This window comes from Methanocella sp. MCL-LM, from assembly GCF_049676595.1.
Classification (GTDB): Archaea; Halobacteriota; Methanocellia; order Methanocellales; family Methanocellaceae; genus Methanocella_A.
Genome location: NZ_CP187259.1, coordinates 552,464 through 575,212 on the forward strand (window position 1 = coordinate 552,464; position 22,749 = coordinate 575,212).

Below are 22,749 nucleotides of genomic sequence, written 5' to 3' on the forward strand. Positions count from 1 at the left end.
AGGTTTTATTTTACACGTTCCTGAGCAGCGAGGCGATAGCGGACAGCAGGCAGATGACGCCGCCGACGGCTATGGTTACCGCGATGACGGGGATGAGGAGGCTGTGGTCGGCTTCGAGGACCTGGCCGTGGTAGCCGGCGAGGCTGAACTGTGCGGTGAGGAGCAGGACGCCGAACGACGCGCCCAGGGTAAAGCTGAGGTTTCTCACGGTGCTGGAGACGCTGGAGGCGATGCCGATCTTCTGGCGGGGCAGGGCGCTCATCAGCTCGGTGTTGTTGGGGCTCTGGAATAAGGCGCCGCCTATGCCAAGGAGGACCATGCCGGCGATGATGGCCGGGATGCTCGTTATGTAGGCTGCGTAGGCGTAGGTAAACATCGCCACCGTGATGATCAGCATGCCCGCAGTGCTGTAGTACTTCGAGTGGTGCTTGTCGTAGAGCCACCCGCTGATCGGCGCTCCTATCACCATGATGACGGGGTTGATCAGGAAAAACATGCCTACCTGTGCCGGAGTGAAGCCCATGACGCCCTCGAAGTAGAACGGGCCCACCACGATCACGGTAAAGCTGCCGATGAAGAAGAGGAGCATGCTGAGGCAGGGCAGGGTGAAGTTCTTGATGCGGAACACTTCCAGGTCGAGCAGGGGCGATTTTGCCCGGCTCTCGATCACCACGAAGGCGGCGAGGGACACGACGAACACCGCGGCTAGCGCGACGATGGGCAGCGTGAGGGCTGCAGTATCGGACAGCTGTCCCAGGCACAGGACCAGCGAGGCCATCGCGGCGATGAGGGCTCCGGTGCCCGCCCAGTCGAACCCGGCCTTCTCGTACTTCATCTCGGGCATCCGCAGGTACGCCAGCGAGGCCAGGAGCACGACAGCGCCGATGGGCACGTTGATCAGGAAGATGTACTGCCAGCCCAGGGTGCTGACCAGGAACCCGCCGAGCACCGGTCCCAGGATGCCGCCCACCGCTACCGTCGAGCCGATGTAGCCCATAGCCCTGCCCCTCTCTTTGGCGGGGAATGCCTGGAAGAGGATGGCGCCGCTGATGCTGAACACCATGGCTCCGCCGACGGCCTGCAGAATGCGGCAGCCGATGAGCACCGGGAGGTTAGGCGCCAGGCCGCAGGCCAGAGAACTGGCTGTGAAGATCGCGAAGCCTGCGATGAAGAGCGGTATTTTGCCGGTTCGCTCCGAGATCTTGCCGAATACGAGCAACAAACTGGTGATGGTGAGCAGGTAAGACGTGATCACCCACTGAGACAGCGCGACGTCCACGTTGAAGTAGGCAGTGATAGTGGGGAGCGCAATGTTGGTTACAGTGCCATCGAGGACTGCCATGAGGATGCTGGGGAGCACCACCGCCATGATCTTGTACCTGTTCCTGTACACCTGTTCCGGGATCTGCTCCTGCTGCGCCTGCTGCATACTGTCTCTCCGAGACAGCAAATGGCACTATACAGTAAATAGTTTCGTGTTAACCGGGCTCTCCGGGGACCCAGGAGCTTACAGGGCCGATTCTAAGCTTGTTTCCTTGAAATGCGGTCCTCGATCGCCCTCAGCAGCGGTTCCAGCTCCGGCGGCCCGTCGTACCGCTCCCCGTCGATGAAGAATGCCGGAGTGCCATTCACCCCGCTGCGCACGCCCTCCATGAACTGCCTGCGGATGCCGTCTACGTACACGTGGCCGTCCAGCTCGCCGTTGAACTTGCCCGTATCAAGTTGCAGGTCGGCAGCGTAGCGCTTGAGATCCTCCATGGCGAGGGCGTCCTGGTGCTCGTACAGCGTGTCGTGCATCTCCCAGAACCTGCCCTGCGACGCAGCAGCCTCCGCTGCCTCGGCCGCCTGCATGGAGTGCGGGTGCACCCTCGTCAGGGGAAAGTGGCGGAAGGCAAAGCAGAGCCGATCGCCGAGCCTGCGCTGGACCTGCTGTATCATGGGGTAAGCCTCCCCACAGTAGGGGCACTCGAAATCCCCGTACTCTACCAGTACGGCGGGAGCGTTCGCAGGCCCCTGGGTATGGTCCTCCCGGTCTACCGGGCGGGTGAGCTTCGGGGCCTCATACTGTTGCGGCAACCCTGCCTCCCCGGGCTTTCAGGTCTTCCAGCGCCTTCAGAATGCCCTCAGCCCCCGGGTTGACGTGCACCGGCGACACGTAGCTCCACCGGATGACCCCGTCCGCATCGATCACGAACAGCGCCCGCTCGCTCATCCCGTCCTTCTCCCGGTACACCCCGTAGGCCCGGGCGATTTCGCCCTTGGGCTCAAAATCGGACAACAGCGGAAAGTTAAGGTTCCGGCTTTTCGAGAAAGCCTGGTGGCTCCAGATGCCATCTACCGAAATGGCAATAACGGCCGCATCATACCGCTGAAACTCCTGGAGGACCTCGCTGTACAGGGCCAGCTGATCAGTACAGACCGGGCTGAAGTCTGCCGGGTAAAAAGCGATGACCACAGGCCTTCCTCTGAAATCGCTCAGCTTCACAGTCTTATCCTTACCCGCCCTCAGGGTAAAGTCCGGCGCCTGAGTGCCGGGGCTTAGCGGCTTCGATACCTTTTGCGACGGGTCCTTCCTGACTGCAGAACTGTCAATGTTTTCCATAATTAAGACCTCCCGAATATCTGTGATGGTGATAAAGATCATTCGGACGCCGCGCCAACAAAATATAGCCTATTTTTTCACGGCTTTCCTTGCCTCGTCAACCGTGGGCACACGACACCAGTTAAGGCCTGGATAATATGTTCGATGATTATCAGAGATTTTTTTAATACTATCTTACCCTTGCTGGTAATAGGACTGAGTTAGTTCTCCCAGGTCCCGGACGGCGATTGCCCTGGAGGCTATATACCCCCCAAGCCTTCTCAAGCAACTCTTTTACCAGGGCATCTGCCGCCATACAGGGAGTATGTGGCATGAAATTCCGACCGAAGGTGCGACAGAAGAAGGTACCAACGTTTAGTATCCAGGATCACCGGACGACGGTAGGGCTGCAACCCGGTGACAGGTTTGTCATCCGGCTACCCGTTAACCTGGAGCTGGGGTACCGCTGGAATCCTGACCTGCCACCCGGCCTTAAGGTTGTCGACAGCTGGTTCGGGCCGACGGATTTAGCCAGGCCCTTCGCCGGAGGCTTTCACTACTGGAAAATCAGGGCCATAGCGCCCGGCATGCACTTCTACCGGGCGAATTACAGGGGCCAGAACAAGACGGGCGACATCCTGCCGATCACCTTCCAGCTTCAAGTTGACGTTTCGCCAGAATGAGGCGGCCGGTACACTCGATAATGCCGATCGTTTACGCGCACCCCGCATGCTATTAATAGCTTATCTGACGATCATCGAACTATCGGCCAGGGTATGCCGAAATTACAGGCCATGATAAGGTAACCTATATGTACCTGGAGCTTTTAAATAGCAAATGGTTACCATGCAAGCCGTGAGAATCTGGGTATTTGCCACGCTTATAGCGTTAGTACTACTGATAGGCGCGACTGGTTCGGCCTATGCCCGCGAGGACGTCTTCACCCTCACTCCTGGCGTTAATAATATCGTATACCCTTACACCGGTGCCACGATCGCCAAAGTAAGCATAACCATGCTGGAAACGAATCTCCTGGCCACCCCCATAAGAATAGTGGTATACCTGAGCAATACCGGCGTGCCTCCCGGCTCTGCTTACCTGGGCTATCACGACTTTACCGGCGCAGGCGACACTCACGATTACTACCCCACAAATTCCTCGCCGGGCAACATCAGCCTGACCGTGACCAACAGCGCGAACACGAACGTCGTGATAAAACTGGAGGTCGAGGCGTATGGAGGTTAATAGGCTAAAAAGCATGGAGCTGTCCCGGATCATATCCTTAGCCTGCTTCACCCTGGGCATAGCCGGGATATGCCTTACATACGTGTTTTACCCCATGATCTTCCCCGGCAGCCCCGGAGACGGGGGTCAGGCTTACCAGCCGATCGACCTCGGCGAACCGCGGCAGGTCAGCGCGGCGGAAGTGCCGCCAATCATTAGCATCCACTACTACCTGCTGTCCCTCTGCCTGCTCGCAGCCTCCCTGATTTCGCTGCACTGGACGCTTATCGCTTCGAAATCGAAGGGCTTGCTCAATAGCGGGCTCTGCTGGATCACCGCCGTAGTACCATTATACAGCAGGTTTAACAACAACAACGTGCTGGACGGCCGCACCAGGAAGCTGGTGTACGAGTACGCGGTCAGCCATCCCGGCAGCACCCGCCCGCAGATCGCCCACGAGCTGGGCCTGAACGAAGGGACGGTCACATACCACCTCGACGTCCTCGAAAAGGCGAACGGCCTCCTGACTGTGAAAGTCGATAAGGCTATCCATTACTTCGCCAGGAACCGGCTCTGGGACAAAATGGAGCTACGGCTGCACGCGAGGCTCAATAACGAGACCGGCAAACTCCTGCTCAACAGCATCCTGGAACGGCCCCACATTACCAGCATCGAGCTGTGCCGCCTTTCCAATCGGAGCAAAAGCACCATCAGCTGGCATATCAAGCGGCTGGAGCAGGACGGCATTATCCGGGTGCAGAAGGCCGGCAGGAATAGCTATAACTGTATCTCGGAAGTGGCAGCTCCGCTCCTGGCCAGGCTGTCAGCCGGACACGAGCACCTGGGCAACACTGCACTGGCGAACGCCTCCATGCCCGATCCTTCGGCCGCGTGAGGGGCCATCTAAACCTGCTGCTGACTTTATCCTCTCTGACCGAGCACAGGTTCTGCGTCTGTCTAAAAAGTTGTCCCTGCGTGGTGTTAGGGGGGCTTTTTGTAGCATGTTTAATGCTGCTATGGCTGGTGTTAGGGGGGCTTTTTGTGAATGTCTAAAAAGTTGTCCCAGTGTGGTGTTAGGGGGGCTTTTTGTAAAAAGCCCCCCTCGCCACCCCTTCAAAAACATCGCTATAAAAGTGCCCTTCGGGCTTAATCCGGTGTCGAGACTCAGGGGGACTTTTGAAAAAGTCCCCCGAGAGCCCCTTCAAAACTTTTAGCGCCCCCACGGGGATTCGAACCCCGGTCTAGAGCTCCGGAGGCTCCAAGGATATCCACTACCCTATAGGGGCGTTTTGACGATCACTAATGCACGCACTATGATATAAACTTTGAGTTCCGTTTTGCCCGGGCGACCGGCTCCTCAAAAATTATATCTGCGGTAAAACCCTGTACTAGTAAAGATCGGCAGGTGGTATTATGGGGTTACCCGCTTCAGGTAAAAAAGACGCGGTAAACTGGGAACTGCTGTTCCGGGCAGCTCTGATAATCTTCATTCTTCAGGGTCTGGCTGTGAAGCTCTACCAGTCGGTAAACATGTGGCTGAACAGCGATACAGTAGGCATGGGCATGCTGTCCATGGAGATCTGGAAGCACCACAACTACCTGCTGACCGGCTACCACGTGACCGCCGCGGACACGTTCTTCTTCACGGAGCTTCCGCTCCAGCTGATCCCGCAGATACTGACCAACTATGATCCTCTGGCGCTCAAATTGGTCACCTTCGGGATATTCATCCTGGGGGTGGCCGTCCTCTCGGCGGTAATCTACCTGGTAAGCCGCCAGCTCAACGCCGCGCTGGTGTTTGCAGCGCTGGCCGCTAACATCCCTCCGGCCGGGTACTGGGCGTTTGCGCAGCCGACTACCCACAACGCGACCATCGTCTTCGGCGGGATCATACTACTGCTACTGCTGTACATCAACAGGATCGGGAAAGCGGAGGCTACCCCTCAGCCCACAGCCCGGAGGAAGAAAGCGCAGGCCCCGCAGCCGGCTGAAATGCCGTGGCCGTACCTCGCATGCCTCGCAGCGGTGGCGTTCTTTACCGCCTTCTCCGACACCATCGTGCTCGCATGGATCGTCGTCCCGTACGTGCTGGCGTACCTGCTGGTATATCGAGAGAAGACCCGGGCCTCGAACGTGGCGATCGTCTCCGTGGTGGCCGTGTCTGCGCTGGCTTACGTCATTAAAATGTACCTGGTGGCTGACTGGCTTAAGCGGCCTCTGGGCATCAACCCGCTCTCCCAGATCATCGCTAACCTGCCCATGTTCTTCGAAGCCATGGGGAGCTTCCTGCTGAAAGGCCTGTCAGAGGCCGGGAACTGGCCTGGCATTGCCGGGCTGGCGGGGCTGGTGTCTACCCTCGGCTTGCTCGCGGTCCTCGGCTACGCAGGCTGGACCCTCGTTCAGAGAAAAGGCGACCGGCTGCTGCCCGCTGTCCTGCTAGCGTCCGTCGCCATGATGTTCGGCTACTTCCTGCTGTCGGACTATGTGTTCGACTTGGGCGCAGCCCGGTACATTACATTTACGGCGCTGGCCATTGTCATGCTCGTAGCCCTCTTCTACCCGGAAAACGAGAAGCTGTTCGGAGGACTGGTATTAGCGCTGCTGGTCCTGTCTGCCGCCGGTAACGTAATCTTCGTGAGCACCTCGAACTTCACGCCCAACGCGCAGGAGCACGCGCTCATTCAATACTTAGTCGATAACGGGCAGACGCACGGCTACAGCACCTACGAGAACTCCAATGTTATCACCTATCTCTCCGGCGAGAAAGTGACCGTCAGGTGTGTCACCTTCGCCACAAACGGCATCGAGCCGAACAGGCTACTCTCGTGCGAGAGATGGTATCAGGTTACTCCCAGCCAGGGTTTCCTGTTGTTGGACAACACGACGCTCAACGCCGATTCGAGGTTCATTATCGATACGCTGACCTCCGGTATCAACGCGTCGCTGACCAAAAACCAGAATTACCTGATCTACAGCTATAACCTGACGGAGGATCAAAAATAATATCGTCGACAGGCCTCAGGACGCCTGCCGGCAGTCATCCCCGCTGAGGTCATCCAGTATCGACCTGGCCCACGCCCGGATATCCCTGACGTAGACTTCGGCATTGTCGGCCCTGACGTCCATGACGGTCATCGACCAGCGGCTTCTTCGGGGCACTTCTGCGGGGGCAGTCCGGCGCCTGACCTTCATGCCCTCCCCGGTTCTTTTTCCGGCGCTTTTCCGAAGCTCTGCCGGGGAGAGCCCTTCCTCGATGATTTTCCGAAGGGACGTCTCCATCCACTCTATTGCCTCATCTGAAAAAAAGTCGGGGTGCTGGAGGTTGTAGCAGGTCACAGTAATGTGGTGCACCGCCCCGAAAACCGCCGGCTCCTGGAACTCCAGGGCCAGGATCTCACCATACTTGTCCTTGCAGGTCTTACCATCCAGCGGAGCGGCACCGCATTGCGGGCATGGGGAAAGATCGTCCGGGCTCACGGCACATCACCCGCCGCTCGCGTATTTGACCGTTGCGGCAAGCTCGAAGAGCCGTCCGACATCCCCGGCCTCTTCCTCGATGAGGTCTTTAGTCTTCATGTCAAGCCGCCCGAACGGGTGCACCTCGATCCTGATCGACCTGCTCTGGCGCTCGTATCTCCAGACCCCGGCGGCTGCGCCATTTACCAGGACAACAGGCACCGTCTGGCCGCCGTGATACACTTCGGCCTGGTACTTTTGAGGGACCACGAGGCTCCGGTCGGAATACCCGAGGACTAAGGTGTCGAAGGCCGGCAGAAGATTGACGATCAAATCAGTAGAATCATCGTAAGTAGCCGATTTCAGCTGCTGTTCCAGCGCACCAAGCACACGCTTGTCGACGGTGACGTCTGCCAGCGATCCCTCTGCCCTCAACAGTTCCCAGCCCGTCTTCGCATCTGCCATGGTTAGCCCGGACCAGGCGGCAAAGTCTGCCGCGCTTGCCGGGCCGTATCCTTCGAGATAGCGGCCTGCGAGCATGGCCAGCGCCTGTTCCCTTGACAGGGCTTTGCCGGTCGTTTTTGAGAGCGAGTAGGTTTCCTCCCCGTCCGGGCGATCCGGCTCCATGACGATGAGGCCCTTGAGGCCGGCATATGCGAGCAGATGGTACAGCGCCTGGCTTTTTCGCTCGATATCGACGCCCCGGCCGATCAGACGGTCTGCCAGTTCGCCTCTGGTCAGCGGCCCTTCCTGTGCGAGGACGGCATGCATCTCCCGCAGGCCTCTCTTCAGCTTTTCCTCGTCCAGACCCAGCTCCAGGCGCCTCCGTCGGGTCCTTGCCGTCAGCCTCGGACTGATCAGCGGGAGGATCCAGCCAAGGTCATCCCTCGACAGAAGGTGGAGAGTCCCGCGCATAGCCCAGGTTCTAACGAGCTCTTGTCTTTGGCCTGCCAGGTGCCCGGGCCGGAAACCTCTGGCACGGGCCCGCAGAGATAACAGCATCGCAGGCTTTAGCTGGGCGTTAACACCGCACAGCGCCCGTACTACTTGCAGCATATTATCTGGAGTGACCCCCGGGTGGAGGTACTGGGCACGAAGGCGCATCGCCCGGACTTGATCCGCAGACAGCTCTGTCAACACAGGAATCCACCCTCTGATCCAGGCGTAAAAAATTAGTTAGCTCTGGCGAACGACTCCAGCATGTTCCGCACGCCGAGCGCGACGCCTTCGACTTCGATGCCGCCTTTGCCCTTGGCGCCGTCGCCGACGACATACAGTCCCTTCACCGGGGTCAGGTTGCCGAGGTCGAAGCCGGAGGAGATGCGGTTGACCGGCCAGTCGTCCTTGTAAGACTGGACCATCAGCACCGAGTACTTCTTGCCGGGGAAAATCTTCTTCAGGTCTTCCAGCCCGAGCTTGATCTCCTGCTGGACGTCGGCGGTCCGCATCGTCTGGTGGGACATGGTCAGGTGCTTGCCCTTCGGGGCTAAAGAAGGATCGGTGTGGGTGACCTCGTTGATGCCGTTGACCCTCTGGGTGTAAGGGGTGAACAGCACGCCGGGGTGGCCGACGAGGGGCTCTTCGGCTGCGAGGCAGATCTTGATGCCGGCCGAAGGCTTTACCTTCGTCAGCACATCTGCATACTTACCCTCGAGATGCTTAGGATCGTACAGCTTAGCGGTCAGCTGGTGCCCGATGTCGGACACGACCGCGTCGAACGGGACCGTCTGTCCGCCTACGGATACGCCGGTCGCCTTGCCGTCCTCGACCTTGACCGCATCCACTTTAGTGCTCAGGTTAATGCGACCGCCGTTATCCTCCACGACTCCCGCGAGGGCGTCTACGACGCCGCTGCAGCCGCCCATGGGTACGCCGGGCATCCCGTACTTCTGCATGTTCTTCAGGATGGCGGCGACTTCGGCCATCGGAGTGTTGGCCGCCGTCGTAGACAGTGACCAGCCGCAGAAGCTGTCAGCGAGCGGCAGTATATCCGGGAAGCCTTTGAGGAAATCGGCTGCGGTGCCCGTTTTCTGGCCGAGGGCCTTCATCGCCAGCAGGGGCACTTTCAGCTTTGTCGCCGGCGAGAGCACGTCGACAAAGTTCATGGCGCTGACGAGCTTACCGTCCTGCATCAGGACCGTGCCCTCCGGCTTCGACCTGACGATCTCGACGCTGGCGCCCACGTCTTTCAGCAGAAGAGCCAGCGGGCCGGTGGGGCCGTGGGGTATCATATGGAAAGCGCCTGTGGTCAGCTGGAAACCCTTGTAAGGCAGGTTAGTGAACCGGCCTCCGTACATGTCCAGCTGCTCGTATACGGTGACGTCGTGCTCTTTGGAGAGCGCTGCCGCAGAGAGCAGGCCGCCCAGTCCGGCGCCGATGACTGCTATCTTCAAATTCAGTCCTCCCTGATGGCGCCTATCGGGCAGTATCCCTTGCATGTGCCGCACTCAGTGCAGCTTTCAGTTATCCTGCTGATGCCGCAGGTTTTTATGGCGTCGACTGGGCAGAAGACTTTGCACTGCCCGCAGCCGACACAAGTTTCAGCGATCCTCATGAAACCATCTGTCGTTTTTATTGCCCATTCTACTTATAATGCTTTTCCGTTATTTCCTGCCCGGCCCACTTATCATTGGCGGACACTTTCACCGTGTGAGCGCACTTCTGCGCCTTCTTCTTCGCGTCCTCTACGTTGTTGGCGGTGGCCAGGACCACGCCCAGGCGGCGCTCCTCGTAGGCCTCCGGCTTGCCGAAGATCAGCACGTTGGTATCGGGGGCGTAGGCGCCTTCGACCTTGAACTGGGGGTACCAGCCTTCGGTGTGGGACAGGATAACGTGGGACGCCGCCGTGGAGCGGGGCTCGATAACCTTGCCCTCCCATGCGATGGGGATGCCGAGCACTGCCTTCGCGTGCAGGGCGAACTCCGAGTACCCGAAAGGCATGCTGGCGATGGTCACCAGGCCGGTATCGTGTGGCCGGCAGGCCGTCTCGTTGGCGTAGACTTTGCCGTTTTTTGTGTCCACGAACATCTCGTGGGCAAACAGGCCGCACCCGCCGAGCTTGTTCATGATCCGGTCGGCGTAGTCGTAGATCTCCTTTTCGAGCTTGTCGATCTTCTTGTCCGTGACATCCGTCCACGGGTGCCACGAGGCATGGTAGTCGCCCTCGATCTGATAGTGGCCCAGGGGCTTGACAAACTTGCTCTCGGGCTTGCCCTTATCGTTCAGGTACCGGACTGAGAGGACGGTGATCTCGATGTCGAAGTCGATGAACTCCTCGACGATGATCTTGTCCGAGGAGCCCCGGGCCTTGGCCGCTTCCTTAAAAGCCTTCTCGACGTCTTTCGAGGATTTCAGCACGTAAGAGCCCTTGCCGCTCGACGACATGATCGGCTTGGACACGCAGGGGAAGCCGATCTTCTTGCACGCCGCCTTAAAAGATTCAAGGTCGGTCGCATACTCGTACTTCGAAGTCCTGGCGCCCGTGGAAGCGATCGCTTCTCTGAGGCGCTCCCTGTGCATGGCGGTCCAAACGGCGTTTGCGCAGGGCGCCACGAAGAAGCCCTCCTTCTCCAGCTTAAACAGCGTGTCGGTGTTGATGGCCTCGATCTCCGGAATGATAGCGTCCGGCCGCTCCTTCTCGACGATGGCCAGCAGCGCCCGCTCGCTCTTCATGTTGGTCACGTACGACCTGTGCGCCACCTGCATGCCCGGCGAATTGGCGTACCGGTCGACCGCGACGATCTCGATGCCCATCCGCTGCGCCTCGATCATCGTCTCCTTGCCCAGTTCCCCGGCCCCGAGGAACATCAGCTTGGCCCCGTTTGCGTATGGAGTCCCTAAAACTTTCCGTGCTGTGATACCCATGGCAGCTACCTCTTGACTAAATCATATGAAGGGCGGGAAAGATAAAAGCTTTAGCTGTCCCTCTATACTACCCGGCCGGATGCTCCCGGGCGATGTGAGACAATAAGACGAACGCTCGGTGTGTATACCTGATTTCTTATGTGGCGTGAGACAGCAATACTAACGCTGCGCTGTGCCGGCCCCAATTTCCTGGATTATACTACAGCGGTTGTCTCTGTGCTCGTGAACGTACACGAACGCTGCGCTGTGCCAGACCCTCACAGATTCCACAGATGACGCTCGATTCCACAGATATTATAACACGTTAAAGGTTATGCTTCTCGTGTCTACCTGATCGATGAATGTTATCTGTGGAATCGCTTTTCATCTGTGCAATCGGTCGTAATTCGTGGATTCTGTATGCATCCGTGGAATCTGTGAGGGTCTGGCACAGCGCAGCGTTCGTCTTCCTTCACGTGAGACCATGCAACCGCTGTGCATTACCAATAGACCTCTCTATCGCCAAAATCTAAATGATTTTATAAAATTACGTACATCTCTCAATTATGCCGGGAAAGCCTAATCCGCTCGCTGAATACGATCTGTACAAGAAAAAGAGTATGGAACTGAATAACAAGCTGATGGAAAAAGTCCTCGACAGAGATGGGCTCGGTAAAGCCGCAGAGCAGCTTGGCATAGTCAAGGATGGCGTCATGGTCTTCAAAAGCGATCAGGAGCCTGACATTCTCATGGACTTCGCCCTCTACGAATGCCGAACGGATGGGAGAACGCCGGTCCAGCGTTATGTCGAACAGTACGGCGGGGCTGACGAGATCGAAAAAGAGGTGCTTGCAGGCTTATTGGCCTCGTACACCTCGCTGTTCAGGGTGACGGCGATCTCCAAGGAGGACGGCACGGTCGATCTCGAAGATGTGATGAGGAATCACGGTCACGTGCAGATCACCGACAGGGGCCTGAGTATGTCCTTTCCTAAACAAACGCTGCTGTTCCTGAGGATCGTTCCGCTTAAGGGCTTCAACAAGGCCTCCGGGTTCTTCTTCGCCTTCCGGGAAGACGTTAAAAGCCGGATGATGAGGGCATACGAGAACTTTTATCAGCGGGCGAAAGCAGATAGTGATGATACCCGTAGATACGTGGCTTTCTTCAAAGCCAACCGAGTTTTCGGGAAGCAGGGCATGCTGATATGACCAGATGTAGTGACTTAGCAAGCCTCGACAGGCTGGCCGGGCGTAAGGAAGACGAGAACTGGCGGTTCCGGGAATTCCTGAAAGGCTGCGCCATCGATGGCGCCGAGATCGACCGGATAGTCCACGAGCTCTACCGCCAGGAATTGGCGCAGTTCGACTGCAAGACCTGCGCGAACTGCTGTAAAGGCCTGTCTCCGAAGCTGGGCGCCGAAGACGTCGAAAGGCTCTCAAAAGGTACGGGCATATCTGTCGATCAGCTTGCCGCGGAATATGTGGTAAAAGACGAGGAGTACGGCGGGCTCAGGTTCAGCAAAAGCCCCTGCGCCTTCCTGAAGGACGACATCTGCACGTGCTACGAAAGCCGGCCCGCGGACTGCGCCTCATATCCCCACCTGCACAAGGGCAGGTTTACCAGCCGGCTGGCCAACATGGTCGCCAACTGCTCCGTCTGCCCCATCGTGTTCAACGTCTTCGAGCGGCTGAAAGACGAGATGAAGCCCCACGGGTGGAACCGGCACACCTCCGGGCGAGGCCGGAACAGGTGAGCTGTTTAATATTTCAGGTCCGGGAGGTACTGAGAGGATCAGCGAGGGGGGCATGGGAGGTTACTGGAGGTCAGAGAGACTTTTCAAGCTGGGAGGTCAGGGAGGTACTGAGGTCAGGGAGAAGGTTATGAGAGGTACCCTGAGGATAGTGAGGATCTGTTTTAATGATGATCACATGCGCCCTTCATCGGATCGTCAGGTACCGTTTACACGAAGTACTCAAAGTGCACGAAGTATAGTCATTTCTGAAACTTTTTGGGCATCTGTCCGATCAGATCGTGGGGCGTATAGCCCTTGCTTATTCTCGTGTGAACGATGACGATCGCTGCGCTGTGCCTGGACACAGATTGTACAGATGATACAGATTGGACAGATACGATATAAAAAAAATGGTTAGACGATATTGGATTGCAGGTAGTATCTGTACAATCTGTCAAATCTGTACAATCTGTGTCCCGGCACAGCGCAGCGATCGTGTACGAATCGCCTTATAGAACGCCTGCGGATGCAGGCGTTCAAAAGGCGAACACCCAGGCACAGGAATGTCCAAAAGGTTTCCAGAAAGACTATACACAAGTTAGACTATAAGATCAGCTTACAGTCAGCCCTTTTATCGAACTTCGTGTACTTCGTCTACCTTGTGTACTTCACGTAAATGGTACGAGCGCTCATAAGAAAAGTTCAGAATAATATTGTGTTATCCTCTCTGACCTTTCCACACTCCCGGACCTCCTCTCTGACCTCTGACCCTCCCTGACCTCCCAGCTTGAAAATCCTCCCGAGCCTCCCGGGCCCTCCCCGGCCTCCCGATGATTTTTCTTGGGCCTCACGTGTAAAACTTAGGAGATCGGTATGCCGTGGGCCTTGTGCTTCTCCGTCACCGGCAGGGTGATCTCCAGCACGCCGTTGTTGTAGGTCGCCTTTGCCTTGCTCCTGTCTACGTCCGATGGCAGGGATATGGAGCGGTAGAACTTCGAGTAGCCCCGCTCGTGGCGGATGTAGCCTTTCTCCTCCTTCTGGCTCTCCATTTTCTTCCGGGCCGAGATTTCCAGCACGTTGCCCTCCTTAACGTCGATGCTGATATCGTCCTTGCTGACGCCGGGCATGTCGGCGGTGACGATGATCTCGTTCCCATGCTCCCTGATGTCCACGTGGGGCACCTGCACCCCGCGCTCTCCTGCCGCCATGGGCATGTTCATCTCGCCCATGATCCTGCTCAGCCTCTCCTGCATGCTCCGCAGCTCGTCCATCGGGTCCAGTGAATGCTCTCTCATCCGCGCTCCTCCTTCCTGATTGTGTGCAGAAATATCTGTGCGGAAATGCACAAAACTTGCCCGCGGGAAAACCGGCTCCTGTGTTAACCACGGCGGCACGGCGGGCACAACGACTGGTAACCACAACGGCACAAAGGCACAACGTTTTCTAACCACGGCGGCACAACGACACGGAGACAATGGTGAACTACATGTGTAGGAACCCTTTTTTAGTCCACGGCGGCACGGAGACAGTGCAGTAACCAGGAGGTGTGCACCGGGGAACAGCAGGGTGCTCCCCGGTGCCTTGTATGGTGGGCTCTGGCAGGGGTTGAGAAACCTGCCATTGCTTGCAGTGCTGGTATTGGAGTTACCAGGTGGTTTTGATAATCTTTACTTTAGTCAGATCAGCGTCGGCCGTATTTCCAGACGATGAAGCCGAAGGCCAGAATCGCTAACAGGGCTATGCCGATGCCTATGCCGAGCCAGGAGTTGCTTCTGCTCACGCTGACTTCGACGTACTTCTGCTCCGTCTTCGCCTCGTTACTCACCGCCCGCATGTACAGCCTTTCCGTGCCCTCGGAAGCGTCCGCCTTCGCGGTGATCTTGACTACGAACCGCTTCGACTCGCCGGGGGCAAGCTCGCTCGCTTCGCGAGTCACTACCTCTGAGTTCAGCGATTCCGGCACATCGTCGCTCCCGATGTCAATCCTTACGCTGGAAAGTTTACCTGAGCCATTATTTTTAACGTAAACGTCCACGTTCTTACTCGTCCCGGCAGCGAGGCTAAGGTTCTCCGGCACTGAGAATTCTAACTTGTAATCGGTATCTGTCGTGGAGTCCACGTACAACTGGACCTGGCCAGTGTCGCTTTCGCTGCCAGCCACAACTGTAATCACGTAGCTGCCTGCCGATAATGGTGTAGTCTTAACCTGGAAGGTCTTCGAAGAGCCCTTCTCTACGAAGATCCGGCTGATCACGTCCGAGCCGGACAGCAGTTGAACGTTCCACCCGGCTGGAGCATCCTTCACGCTGACAGCGTACGACTTATCCACGATACCATTGTTAGTCAACGTGACGTCGAAGGTGACAGTCTGGTTTACTTTGACGACTTTGCCCGGGTAATCCGTAGTCAGCTTGACTCCGTTCAAACTAGTAATATTATTGTCCGTGGCGATGGGCAGGTACCCGATGTACAGGCTGCTGTCCAGCACGTGGTAACCTGCACCCTTGTCATCCATGACGGTTTGCTGGTAGAAGGGAGCCCTGACAGTCACGCTGTAATACCCGTTGGGCACCGGGATGCTGAACACTCCGTTGTCGTTCGTGCCGCCGGTGTACGACTTATCAGTCTCTTTGTTAGTGATCGTGATTGCAGCATCCTTCTTCGGCTGGCCGGTGGCCGAGTCGATCACAGTGCCGCTTAACGTGTAAAGGTTGGTGAGAGTGATAGTAACGGTGGAATTGTCGCCGACGGTTGCGGTTCCACTTCCCTGAGCGTACCCTGTTTTTGAGGCGGTGAAGTAGTACTGGCCCGGAGGCAACGAGAAATTGCCGATTCCATTCAGGTCGGTCTGCGTAGAGTATGTGGCGCCGTTGACCTGTACGGATACGACTGCTCCGCCGACCGCTCCGTTCTTATCTTTTACCATTACGATGACGGGAGAGTCGGCGACGGCAGAGGTGGTGGAGGTAACCAATAATAAGGATAGGAGGATTGGGACTAGGAGGATTCTGGTTGGGAGCTTCATTCTTTCACCGCTACGGGACGGGTGACTTCGAGGAAGATCTCGTTCAACGTAGGCCGGTACACATCGAGCTCGGTGATCAGGCCGCCGGTCCTGCAAACCGCCCGGGATACATCTTCCGAGACATCCTGCGAGGCGTTGATCACGTAGAAACCGTTATTCCTGGCGATTGCAGAAATGCCTGTGATATTATTTAGTGAGCTTCTAACTAGGGGCTCGTCGATTTCTTTCACTCTTAGCCGGAGCTGGTAGCCCTTCCTTATAGAAAACTGTTCTACCAGTTGGTCGACGTTGCCGCAGATCTTCATTTCGCCGTTGACGATGATGCCGATTCGATCGCAGATCGCCTCTACTTCGGGCATGACGTGGCTGGTCAGGAAGATGGTCTTACCTCTGGCTTTCATCTCCAGCATTAGGTTGCGGAAGTCCTCGGCTCCCTGGGGATCTATGCCGGCGGTGGGCTCGTCGAACATCATCACCTGTGGGTCGTGTACGATGACCTGGGCTACGCCGAGCCTTTGCTTCATGCCTTTGCTGAACTTGTGTACCTTCTTGTGCTTCGCATCGTGCAAGCCCACTTTATCCAGCGTTTTGTCGACCTTCTCTTCCAGTTCCTTGCCGCGGATGCCGTACAATTTGCAGTAGAATTCGAGGTTCTGCCACGCAGTCTGGTTCTCGTAGAAACCATAGGGATCCGGGAGGACACCGCAGGCCTTTCTCACCTCTAAAACGTCGTGGATGATGTCATGCCCGGCGACTTTGCCGGTACCGCTGGTGGGCTGCACCAGTCCGAGAAGCATCTTCATGGTCGTGCTCTTGCCCGCGCCGTTCGGCCCCAGGAAGCCGAAGACCTCACCAGTCCCGACACTGAAACTCAGGTTGTTGACCACTGCTTTCTGATCATACAGTCTGGTTAAGTTTTCAGTTAATATTACTGCGTCTCCCATGTTTACACCTTCACGCTGCTCCCCACCCGGGCTTCGGCGCCCGTCGGGCCCAGGCGTTGCCTGTAGTCCATCATGCGGTACTTGATCTCCAGCCCGTACTCCGTGGCCCGGAACAGGTCCAAGGTCTTGCCATCGACGATTGCTGGGATCCGTACAGCCAGCCCCAGGCCGACCAGCGATTTCTCAGTCTGGTAGTCCCCATTGCCCACCAGCGCCCCGAAGGCGTTCGCCAGAGTCAGATTACCATACCTCGCCAGCTCTTTCCCGCTCACTTCGAGCGGGTAGACGTCGCAGAGGCGGTGGTACAGGTCCATACGAGCCCTGCTGTACTTCAAAGACCGGTAAACCAGCCCTATGTCCGCTTGATTCGCGCAATTCTCAACCATTTTTGGGTACACCTCCAATCGAATACCCCCGAAACTGCTTTTTTACAAGGTATTTATATAGGTTCTGTCAGAAAACGTTAAAAAAGCAAGCAGCGCCCAGATTTTTGTTAAAAAGGACGTACGCTGGCTACATTGTGATTACAGTCCTGTAATTAAAAGTAATTATGATGGATCGATTAAGTGCCATATAAAAATCAACCGTATATTTTGTAATCCTGGCATAATCTTGATATGTGAGTATCATTTGCTCATTTTATAATTTAAAAATCATTTAATACTGATCACCGGACGCATAGCAAAATAATGGCAGTATTCGTCGATTTTGTCTATAGTATCTAATTGCTCAGATAAGTATCCGTTTTATTTCACGGACAGCAATAATACTTAAATAGTCATCTGAGCAACGGACGTTTGGAAGCACAGCGCCCGGTGCACGGGGGCGGGCAAACAGTGATAAACCCAGTAATGACGTTTGCCGTTCTCTTGTGCTGTCTGACGCATTGCTTACTAAACCTAAGTGTGTGTAATGACGCCCGGTCGGGGCGGGATCAGGGCTTTCACCCAGACTGCCCTGATTCATCCTGGCTGGGTTTGCTGTGCTTACTAAACCTTGAAAGGTGAAATATGATGAAGAAGAGTAGAATCATGACTATAGTAGTAGCTGCTGCAGTTCTTGCGGTATTCGCCAGCGGATACGCATCTGCAAGTGAAGCTCTGTTTGGTTTGATGGCTTCGCGTGACTATGGGTCGTACGCCACGAAAAATTACGATGCATCCGGTGAAAAATATGTATCTCGGTATGATCAAGTCGGATGGAATAATGACTGGGGTAACTGTTGGAGCAGCTCAAGTACAGGTTATGTAGTTGAATATTGTTCTGAGCTTAATTTACCCTCAGGCGGGCAATCACTGTATGCAGGACAGCCGAGTACCAACGTAAAAATTACAGGTTCATTAAATGGTAACGTGGGCGACTATTACGTCACCGCAAGACATACGTATCAGGGAAATGCTCCAGCCCGTTCCGCTCCGTTAAATGGAGGGACTATACTGTTTCATGAACAGTTCTGATCAGAGCAGGTATCCAATCTAATACGAATTATTGTGCACATGGGGCCCATGTGCACGATTTTTAATTGATGGTAGGGTAATATGGGTAACTTTGTTAATATCGCGCGGAAAGAATTCGCAGATCTTGTAAGCAGTCCTATGGTGCTTGTTGTATTGGCCGGGTACTTTGTTGTCCTGATGCTGAACTTTTTCATGTGGTGCGAGGGGGTACCAAATATGGATCTGTCTATCGGTTTCAGTCATAGTTACGGTATGGTATTTGCCGATAACCTGTTCGCAGTGCTTTCTTCGTCCTACGGCCCGATCGTTGGCGTCATGATTGGCTGCGCTTCCATCGCCAGCGAGAGGCATAACAACGCGCTGAGTATTCTATTGACAAAACCGGTATACAGAGATACTATTATTAATGGAAAATTACTGGGGTCTCTCCTATTCCTAATGTTGATCTTAGGCTTTTCTATCATCCTGTACACATCCTGCCTGTTCGTTTTTTGCGGCGGTGCTATCTCCTCTTCGACAGGGGATTATGTTTCCCGGTTACCTATCATCTTCGCATTTTCCATAATACTGGTTGCAATATACTGGATGGTGGCTGTACTTCTTTCGCTGCTGGTAAAAAACACTGCATTCGCGTTGATCACTGGATCGTTACTGGTGTTTATAGCCGAGTTTGTATCGATGTCCAGCTTTGCCGATATGGTTTCAAACCTTTTCCCCGGGCAGGAATTCGCTATTAGTAGCTTTATTGTCAGTTTAACTCCGGGCGGTTTTTTATGGCCGATAAGGGAGATCTTGTTTAACAGCGCATACGATCTGTCTCAGTCATTACTGCTTATCCTGCCAGATATGGCAAAGTTTTCCTTATATGCTCTAACAATATGCGTGGTAAGCTACATTGTATTTGTTCGGAGGGATGAAGCATGACTTCCCCTGCTGTCAGTATTGCTAAGAATGAATTTTACCGGGTGGCGGCAAATCCAGTATCAATTGTCGTCGGTCTCATACTGATTACTATTTATGTTCTTAACGCTGCCGGAGGAGCACAGAACCTGGCCAATCTTTCGATATCCCGGAATGCAGACGGATTTTTCTTTGGCTACCAGATGATGAGTTATATTACAAACGAAGTGTGCAGTATCATGGCGGTTTTTCTCGGAGTTATGGCCATTTCGGACGACAGATCAAAAGGACTATTTAGCATCCTTGCCGGTAAACCTTTGTACCGGAGGGATATACTTATTGGTAAATTTGCCGGTCTGAGTCTGTTCCTGCTTACTTTTCTCACGGTCCTGACCTTATTCAATGCATCTGTTTTAACATGTTTCTACGGGTCGCCGGTGTATACGGGAGATTTTGTCGTCAGGACTATCTCCTATATCATTATCCTGGCGTTAACCCTGATGATCGACCTGGGGGCGGCGATGCTTATAGGGGTGCTGTTTAAGCATTTTTTAGTCGCTGTATCTGTAGCAGTCACTTACCTTTCATTCCAGTGGTTCTGGAACTCTGGAATTAGCTTCCTATATCTCAAATCGAACTTACAGATCCCAGTGGCGCCTTACATGCTAACAGGCATGATTTTCGGCATCATAGGGCCTGATAAGGGCTATAATCTCTTCGATACCAATACCTCGTTCTTTTTCTGGATGAACTCCGTACGTCCGGAGATCGGCTTGATGCTGTTGATTATCATTACTATACTACTGGCCAATTGCCTTGCATTTTCAAAAGAGGACGTGTAAGTCAGATGATGAAAATTAACGCCACGATAACCATACCGTTACTCTTCATTACACTAGTCATGCTATCCGGGCCGGCCATGGCTTCAGATAAAATCGTAGCCGTCTCGGCAGATCGGCTTCATACTCTCGCTCTCGGAGATGACGGAAGCGTGTGGGAATGGGGAGATAACCGTGGGGGACAGCTGGGCATTCCGGGAAAAACGCCCCAGTATACTCCCATCAGGGTGCCGATTACTAATGTAACTGCAATATCTGCAGGGAGCTTCGTAAATCTGGCTTTGAAAGACGATGGCACTGTCTGGGCCTGGGGAAGACTGGATTTTATCGTAGCGAATACCCCGGATAATTTTACGCTATATAAGATTCCTATCCAGGATGTAAAAGCCGTATATGCAGGCCCAGGGTGGTGGTACACGGTTAAAACGGATGGTACCGTATGGGCGTGGGGCGCTAACTCTGCAGGACATGTTGGCGATGGCACGTATACGGACAAACTAACTCCGGTGTTGATAAATATCACCGACGTTGGGTTTATCGATGGAAGAGGGACGTTTGCAGTAAAAAATGACGGGACCGTGTGGGCCTGGGGTGATAATACTTACACGTGTTTGGATAGCTATGCAATCACTGGTGCACTTGGTGATTTCTCAGAAAACAAATCAAGGCCTTTTCCCTTTAAAGTAGACATGCTGTCGAATGTCAAGTCCATAGCGAAAGGCGGCGAAGCTACACTGGTCCTAAAAAACGATGGAAGCGTGTGGGCATGGGGTTCAGATTATTACGGTCAGCTTGGAGACGGGAATAAAACCTATGAAACAATGATTATCAAAGGCGATCAGTGCTCGGTATACAATGATTTTCTGGTAAAGTCAAAAATTGACAGGGTAAAAGCGATCTCAACAGGCCATTGTCTGGGAATGGCGTTAAAAGAGGACCACACAGTATGGGTGTGGGGAAGTTATGCAGGAGTTAACGGCATGTCCACTCCTGCTAAAGTCCAGGGCCTGAATGATATTATCCAGATTAGCGCAGGAGCCTATCATTGCGTCGCTTTGAAACAGGACGGTAGCGTATGGTCATGGGGTAATAACGAGTTCGGGCAAATCGGGGGCGGTCCCGCAATCTACAAACTCACCCCGGTCAAAGTCGAATTCGACGAGGGCAACGTGATCGAGTACCCGGTGATCATTACGTCGAACACATCTGCTAACAATGTAGGAAGTAACACTTCATCTGCCGTCACACCGATCAAGAATTCGGGAGGCACTGGCTATAACCTCTCTATACCGTCCTCGACTTTAAAACCCGCGAGTGAGCAACAAACTGGTCAACCTACCGACGATACGATTTTGAAAATCATTGGAATAATAGGATTGATACTATTTACCGCCGGGGCCGCCTACCTGCTTATAAAAAAATGACAGATAGTCTGGCAAGTTCACGATTAACCGATTATGATAGAAACTTAATATAATTCCAGGGCGAATCAAACGAGTAATCATATAATTGCCAGTAATCAGTCGAGCCGGCGCTTGTAAGCACAGCGCCCGGTGCACGGGGGCGGGCAGACTTTAACGAATAAACCCAGTAATGATGTTTGCCGTTCCCGGGTATTGGTGCCGCATGCATTCCTTACTAAACTTAAGATAAGTGTGTATATTCGGCGTCCGGCTGGGGTGGGATCAGGGCTTTCACCCAGACTGCCCTGGTTAGCTCATGCAAACCATTTGTTTATTTTTTGAGAAAGTGTAGACTTTCGTGAGCACAATCCTGAAGAAGAGCTTGCATCGGGAAGCGCAGCGCCGGGTTCACGGAGGCAGACAGGCCTAAACCCAGACAGCCTGTTGCCAGAACTTGCGGCGCTGCACTTACTAAACCTTTAAGGTGAGACGATATTCCCGAGGACTATCGCCATGTCTATATAATGATGCCTGGTATTATAATACTATCGATTGCTGTCGTTAAGCGGTATCGAAAGATATACGATACAAGGCGTTGATCAGCGATTATGCGCCTAAAACATGCGCTAAACACACTAATCGTAATCCTGCTTTTCATCGTAGTTTTTACTCTGCCCGCTTCCGCCGGAGGAGATACGATAGGCTTCTCGCCGATCCCTGGTCCCAGAGACACCAGCGGCGCCGACGCTACGATCACTTTCTGGCAGGTGCCCCTGCGGATACAAATCGAGCAGATCACCTGGATAGCCGCTGTCACAGCAACCGCGCTGGCCGTTGTCCTCAAGCTCTGGCCCATCGTCCTCGGCAAGCTGAAAAACCGGCGGGACAACGAGATCAGGGACCAGATCTACGCGCACATCAGGGACAACCCCGGCACCACCATGGCCGACATCTCCCGTAAAGAAGGCCTCAACCTAGGCACCATCCGGTACCACGTCAGCCAGCTCCAGTCCGACCACCGGATTACATTAGTCAAGTCCGACAAGTTCGTCAGGCTCTTCCGGAACTCCGGCGCCTACACCGACCGGGAAAAGGCGATCATATCCTCGATAAGCCGGCCCGCCGCCCTGTCCATCGTCACATACCTGAAAGAAACCCCCGGGGCGACCATCGACGAAATCGCCGGCCACCTGCAGATCACCAGCAGCGGAGCCTACGTCCAGCTGAAAAAGCTGGCGAGAGACGAGGTCGTCCGCAGAGAGCCCGCCGGGAGGCTTCTGAAGTATTACCTGAACGAAGATGTGCGGGCACTCATCGACCGGCAGTTGCCGGTGAGCGTGTAAAC

Annotated in this window: 23 protein-coding genes and 1 tRNA gene; 11 read left to right on the plus strand and 13 right to left on the minus strand. The window is 54.8% G+C overall.

Features of this window, described 5'->3' with window-relative positions:
* Positions 1-10: 10 nt before the first annotated feature.
* The 3 genes from ACPLPM_RS02775 to ACPLPM_RS02785 all read right to left on the minus strand — a co-directional run bounded on the left by ACPLPM_RS02775 (position 11) and on the right by ACPLPM_RS02785 (position 2,602).
* The gene (locus ACPLPM_RS02775) at positions 11-1,429 is read right to left on the minus strand and encodes an MFS transporter (protein ID WP_424358710.1); all 1,419 of its coding nucleotides are present in this window, start codon (positions 1,427-1,429) and stop codon (positions 11-13) included.
* Between the two features lie 92 nt (positions 1,430-1,521).
* Positions 1,522-2,076 (minus strand): DsbA family protein, encoded by a 555-nt coding sequence (locus ACPLPM_RS02780; protein ID WP_424358711.1) that lies wholly within the window; start codon positions 2,074-2,076, stop codon positions 1,522-1,524.
* Positions 2,060-2,602: a peroxiredoxin gene (locus ACPLPM_RS02785; RefSeq protein ID WP_424358712.1), complete on the minus strand. Its 543-nt coding sequence runs from the start codon at positions 2,600-2,602 to the stop codon at positions 2,060-2,062. Before ACPLPM_RS02785 ends, ACPLPM_RS02780 begins: the two co-directional genes overlap by 17 nt.
* A gap of 311 nt (positions 2,603-2,913) precedes the next feature.
* On the opposite strand from ACPLPM_RS02785, the gene ACPLPM_RS02790 reads away from it, so the two are divergent.
* From ACPLPM_RS02790 to ACPLPM_RS02800, 3 genes are all read left to right on the plus strand, one after another.
* Positions 2,914-3,264: a protease inhibitor I42 family protein gene (locus tag ACPLPM_RS02790; RefSeq protein ID WP_424358713.1), complete on the plus strand. Its 351-nt coding sequence runs from the start codon at positions 2,914-2,916 to the stop codon at positions 3,262-3,264.
* A 172-nt stretch (positions 3,265-3,436) separates the two neighbouring features.
* On the plus strand, positions 3,437-3,826 hold the full coding sequence (locus tag ACPLPM_RS02795; RefSeq protein WP_424358714.1) for a hypothetical protein: 390 nt from the start codon (positions 3,437-3,439) through the stop codon (positions 3,824-3,826).
* Complete coding sequence (locus ACPLPM_RS02800; protein WP_424358715.1) at positions 3,816-4,700, plus strand: winged helix-turn-helix transcriptional regulator; 885 nt, start codon at positions 3,816-3,818, stop codon at positions 4,698-4,700. Before ACPLPM_RS02795 ends, ACPLPM_RS02800 begins: the two co-directional genes overlap by 11 nt.
* Before the next feature lie 319 nt (positions 4,701-5,019).
* Here the strand turns inward: ACPLPM_RS02800 and ACPLPM_RS02805 are convergent.
* Positions 5,020-5,091 (minus strand) — tRNA-Arg (locus tag ACPLPM_RS02805).
* Positions 5,092-5,218: 127 nt separating this feature from the next.
* On the opposite strand from ACPLPM_RS02805, the gene ACPLPM_RS02810 reads away from it, so the two are divergent.
* Positions 5,219-6,808: a hypothetical protein gene (locus ACPLPM_RS02810; RefSeq protein ID WP_424358716.1), complete on the plus strand. Its 1,590-nt coding sequence runs from the start codon at positions 5,219-5,221 to the stop codon at positions 6,806-6,808.
* 15 nt (positions 6,809-6,823) lie between these two features.
* Here ACPLPM_RS02810 and ACPLPM_RS02815 read toward each other — a convergent pair whose 3' ends face one another.
* Genes ACPLPM_RS02815 through purT form a run of 5 tightly spaced genes read right to left on the minus strand, consistent with a single transcriptional unit; the run spans position 6,824 to position 11,125 of the window.
* Positions 6,824-7,282, minus strand: coding sequence for a DUF5946 family protein (locus tag ACPLPM_RS02815; RefSeq protein WP_424358717.1), 459 nt, complete (start codon positions 7,280-7,282; stop codon positions 6,824-6,826).
* Positions 7,283-7,288: 6 nt separating this feature from the next.
* On the minus strand, positions 7,289-8,398 hold the full coding sequence (locus tag ACPLPM_RS02820) for a winged helix DNA-binding domain-containing protein (RefSeq protein WP_424358718.1): 1,110 nt from the start codon (positions 8,396-8,398) through the stop codon (positions 7,289-7,291).
* A 35-nt stretch (positions 8,399-8,433) separates the two neighbouring features.
* On the minus strand, positions 8,434-9,654 hold the full coding sequence (locus ACPLPM_RS02825) for a phytoene desaturase family protein (RefSeq protein ID WP_424358719.1): 1,221 nt from the start codon (positions 9,652-9,654) through the stop codon (positions 8,434-8,436).
* A gap of 2 nt (positions 9,655-9,656) precedes the next feature.
* Positions 9,657-9,815: a 4Fe-4S binding protein gene (locus tag ACPLPM_RS02830; RefSeq protein WP_424358720.1), complete on the minus strand. Its 159-nt coding sequence runs from the start codon at positions 9,813-9,815 to the stop codon at positions 9,657-9,659.
* A 29-nt stretch (positions 9,816-9,844) separates the two neighbouring features.
* On the minus strand, positions 9,845-11,125 hold the full coding sequence (purT, locus tag ACPLPM_RS02835) for a formate-dependent phosphoribosylglycinamide formyltransferase (RefSeq protein ID WP_424358721.1): 1,281 nt from the start codon (positions 11,123-11,125) through the stop codon (positions 9,845-9,847).
* 545 nt (positions 11,126-11,670) lie between these two features.
* Between purT and ACPLPM_RS02840 the strand changes: the two genes are divergently transcribed.
* Positions 11,671-12,312, plus strand: coding sequence for a hypothetical protein (locus tag ACPLPM_RS02840; protein ID WP_424358722.1), 642 nt, complete (start codon positions 11,671-11,673; stop codon positions 12,310-12,312).
* Positions 12,309-12,857 carry a YkgJ family cysteine cluster protein gene (locus ACPLPM_RS02845; RefSeq protein WP_424358723.1) on the plus strand — a complete coding sequence of 183 codons (549 nt, stop codon included), beginning with the start codon at positions 12,309-12,311 and terminating at the stop codon, positions 12,855-12,857. Before ACPLPM_RS02840 ends, ACPLPM_RS02845 begins: the two co-directional genes overlap by 4 nt.
* Positions 12,858-13,696: 839 nt before the next feature.
* On the opposite strand, the gene ACPLPM_RS02850 is transcribed toward ACPLPM_RS02845, so the two are convergent.
* The 4 genes from ACPLPM_RS02850 to ACPLPM_RS02865 all read right to left on the minus strand — a co-directional run bounded on the left by ACPLPM_RS02850 (position 13,697) and on the right by ACPLPM_RS02865 (position 17,191).
* Entirely contained in the window at positions 13,697-14,131 is a 435-nt protein-coding gene (locus ACPLPM_RS02850) for an Hsp20/alpha crystallin family protein (protein WP_424358724.1), read from the minus strand.
* A 386-nt stretch (positions 14,132-14,517) separates the two neighbouring features.
* On the minus strand, positions 14,518-15,861 hold the full coding sequence (locus ACPLPM_RS02855; protein ID WP_424358725.1) for a carboxypeptidase regulatory-like domain-containing protein: 1,344 nt from the start codon (positions 15,859-15,861) through the stop codon (positions 14,518-14,520).
* Complete coding sequence (locus ACPLPM_RS02860; protein WP_424358727.1) at positions 15,858-16,805, minus strand: ATP-binding cassette domain-containing protein; 948 nt, start codon at positions 16,803-16,805, stop codon at positions 15,858-15,860. Before ACPLPM_RS02860 ends, ACPLPM_RS02855 begins: the two co-directional genes overlap by 4 nt.
* A 2-nt stretch (positions 16,806-16,807) precedes the next feature.
* Positions 16,808-17,191, minus strand: coding sequence for an archaellum operon transcriptional activator EarA family protein (locus ACPLPM_RS02865; RefSeq protein ID WP_424358728.1), 384 nt, complete (start codon positions 17,189-17,191; stop codon positions 16,808-16,810).
* 624 nt (positions 17,192-17,815) lie between these two features.
* On the opposite strand from ACPLPM_RS02865, the gene ACPLPM_RS02870 reads away from it, so the two are divergent.
* From ACPLPM_RS02870 to ACPLPM_RS02890, 5 genes are all read left to right on the plus strand, one after another.
* Complete coding sequence (locus ACPLPM_RS02870; protein ID WP_424358729.1) at positions 17,816-18,262, plus strand: hypothetical protein; 447 nt, start codon at positions 17,816-17,818, stop codon at positions 18,260-18,262.
* A gap of 81 nt (positions 18,263-18,343) precedes the next feature.
* On the plus strand, positions 18,344-19,186 hold the full coding sequence (locus ACPLPM_RS02875) for an ABC transporter permease (protein ID WP_424358730.1): 843 nt from the start codon (positions 18,344-18,346) through the stop codon (positions 19,184-19,186).
* Entirely contained in the window at positions 19,183-20,004 is an 822-nt protein-coding gene (locus ACPLPM_RS02880) for an ABC transporter permease (protein ID WP_424358731.1), read from the plus strand. Before ACPLPM_RS02875 ends, ACPLPM_RS02880 begins: the two co-directional genes overlap by 4 nt.
* A 5-nt stretch (positions 20,005-20,009) precedes the next feature.
* Positions 20,010-21,425 carry an RCC1 domain-containing protein gene (locus tag ACPLPM_RS02885; RefSeq protein WP_424358732.1) on the plus strand — a complete coding sequence of 472 codons (1,416 nt, stop codon included), beginning with the start codon at positions 20,010-20,012 and terminating at the stop codon, positions 21,423-21,425.
* A 587-nt stretch (positions 21,426-22,012) separates the two neighbouring features.
* A complete protein-coding gene (locus tag ACPLPM_RS02890) occupies positions 22,013-22,747 on the plus strand; it encodes a winged helix-turn-helix transcriptional regulator (RefSeq protein WP_424358733.1) in 735 nt (244 codons plus the stop codon).
* Positions 22,748-22,749 lie beyond the last annotated feature (2 nt).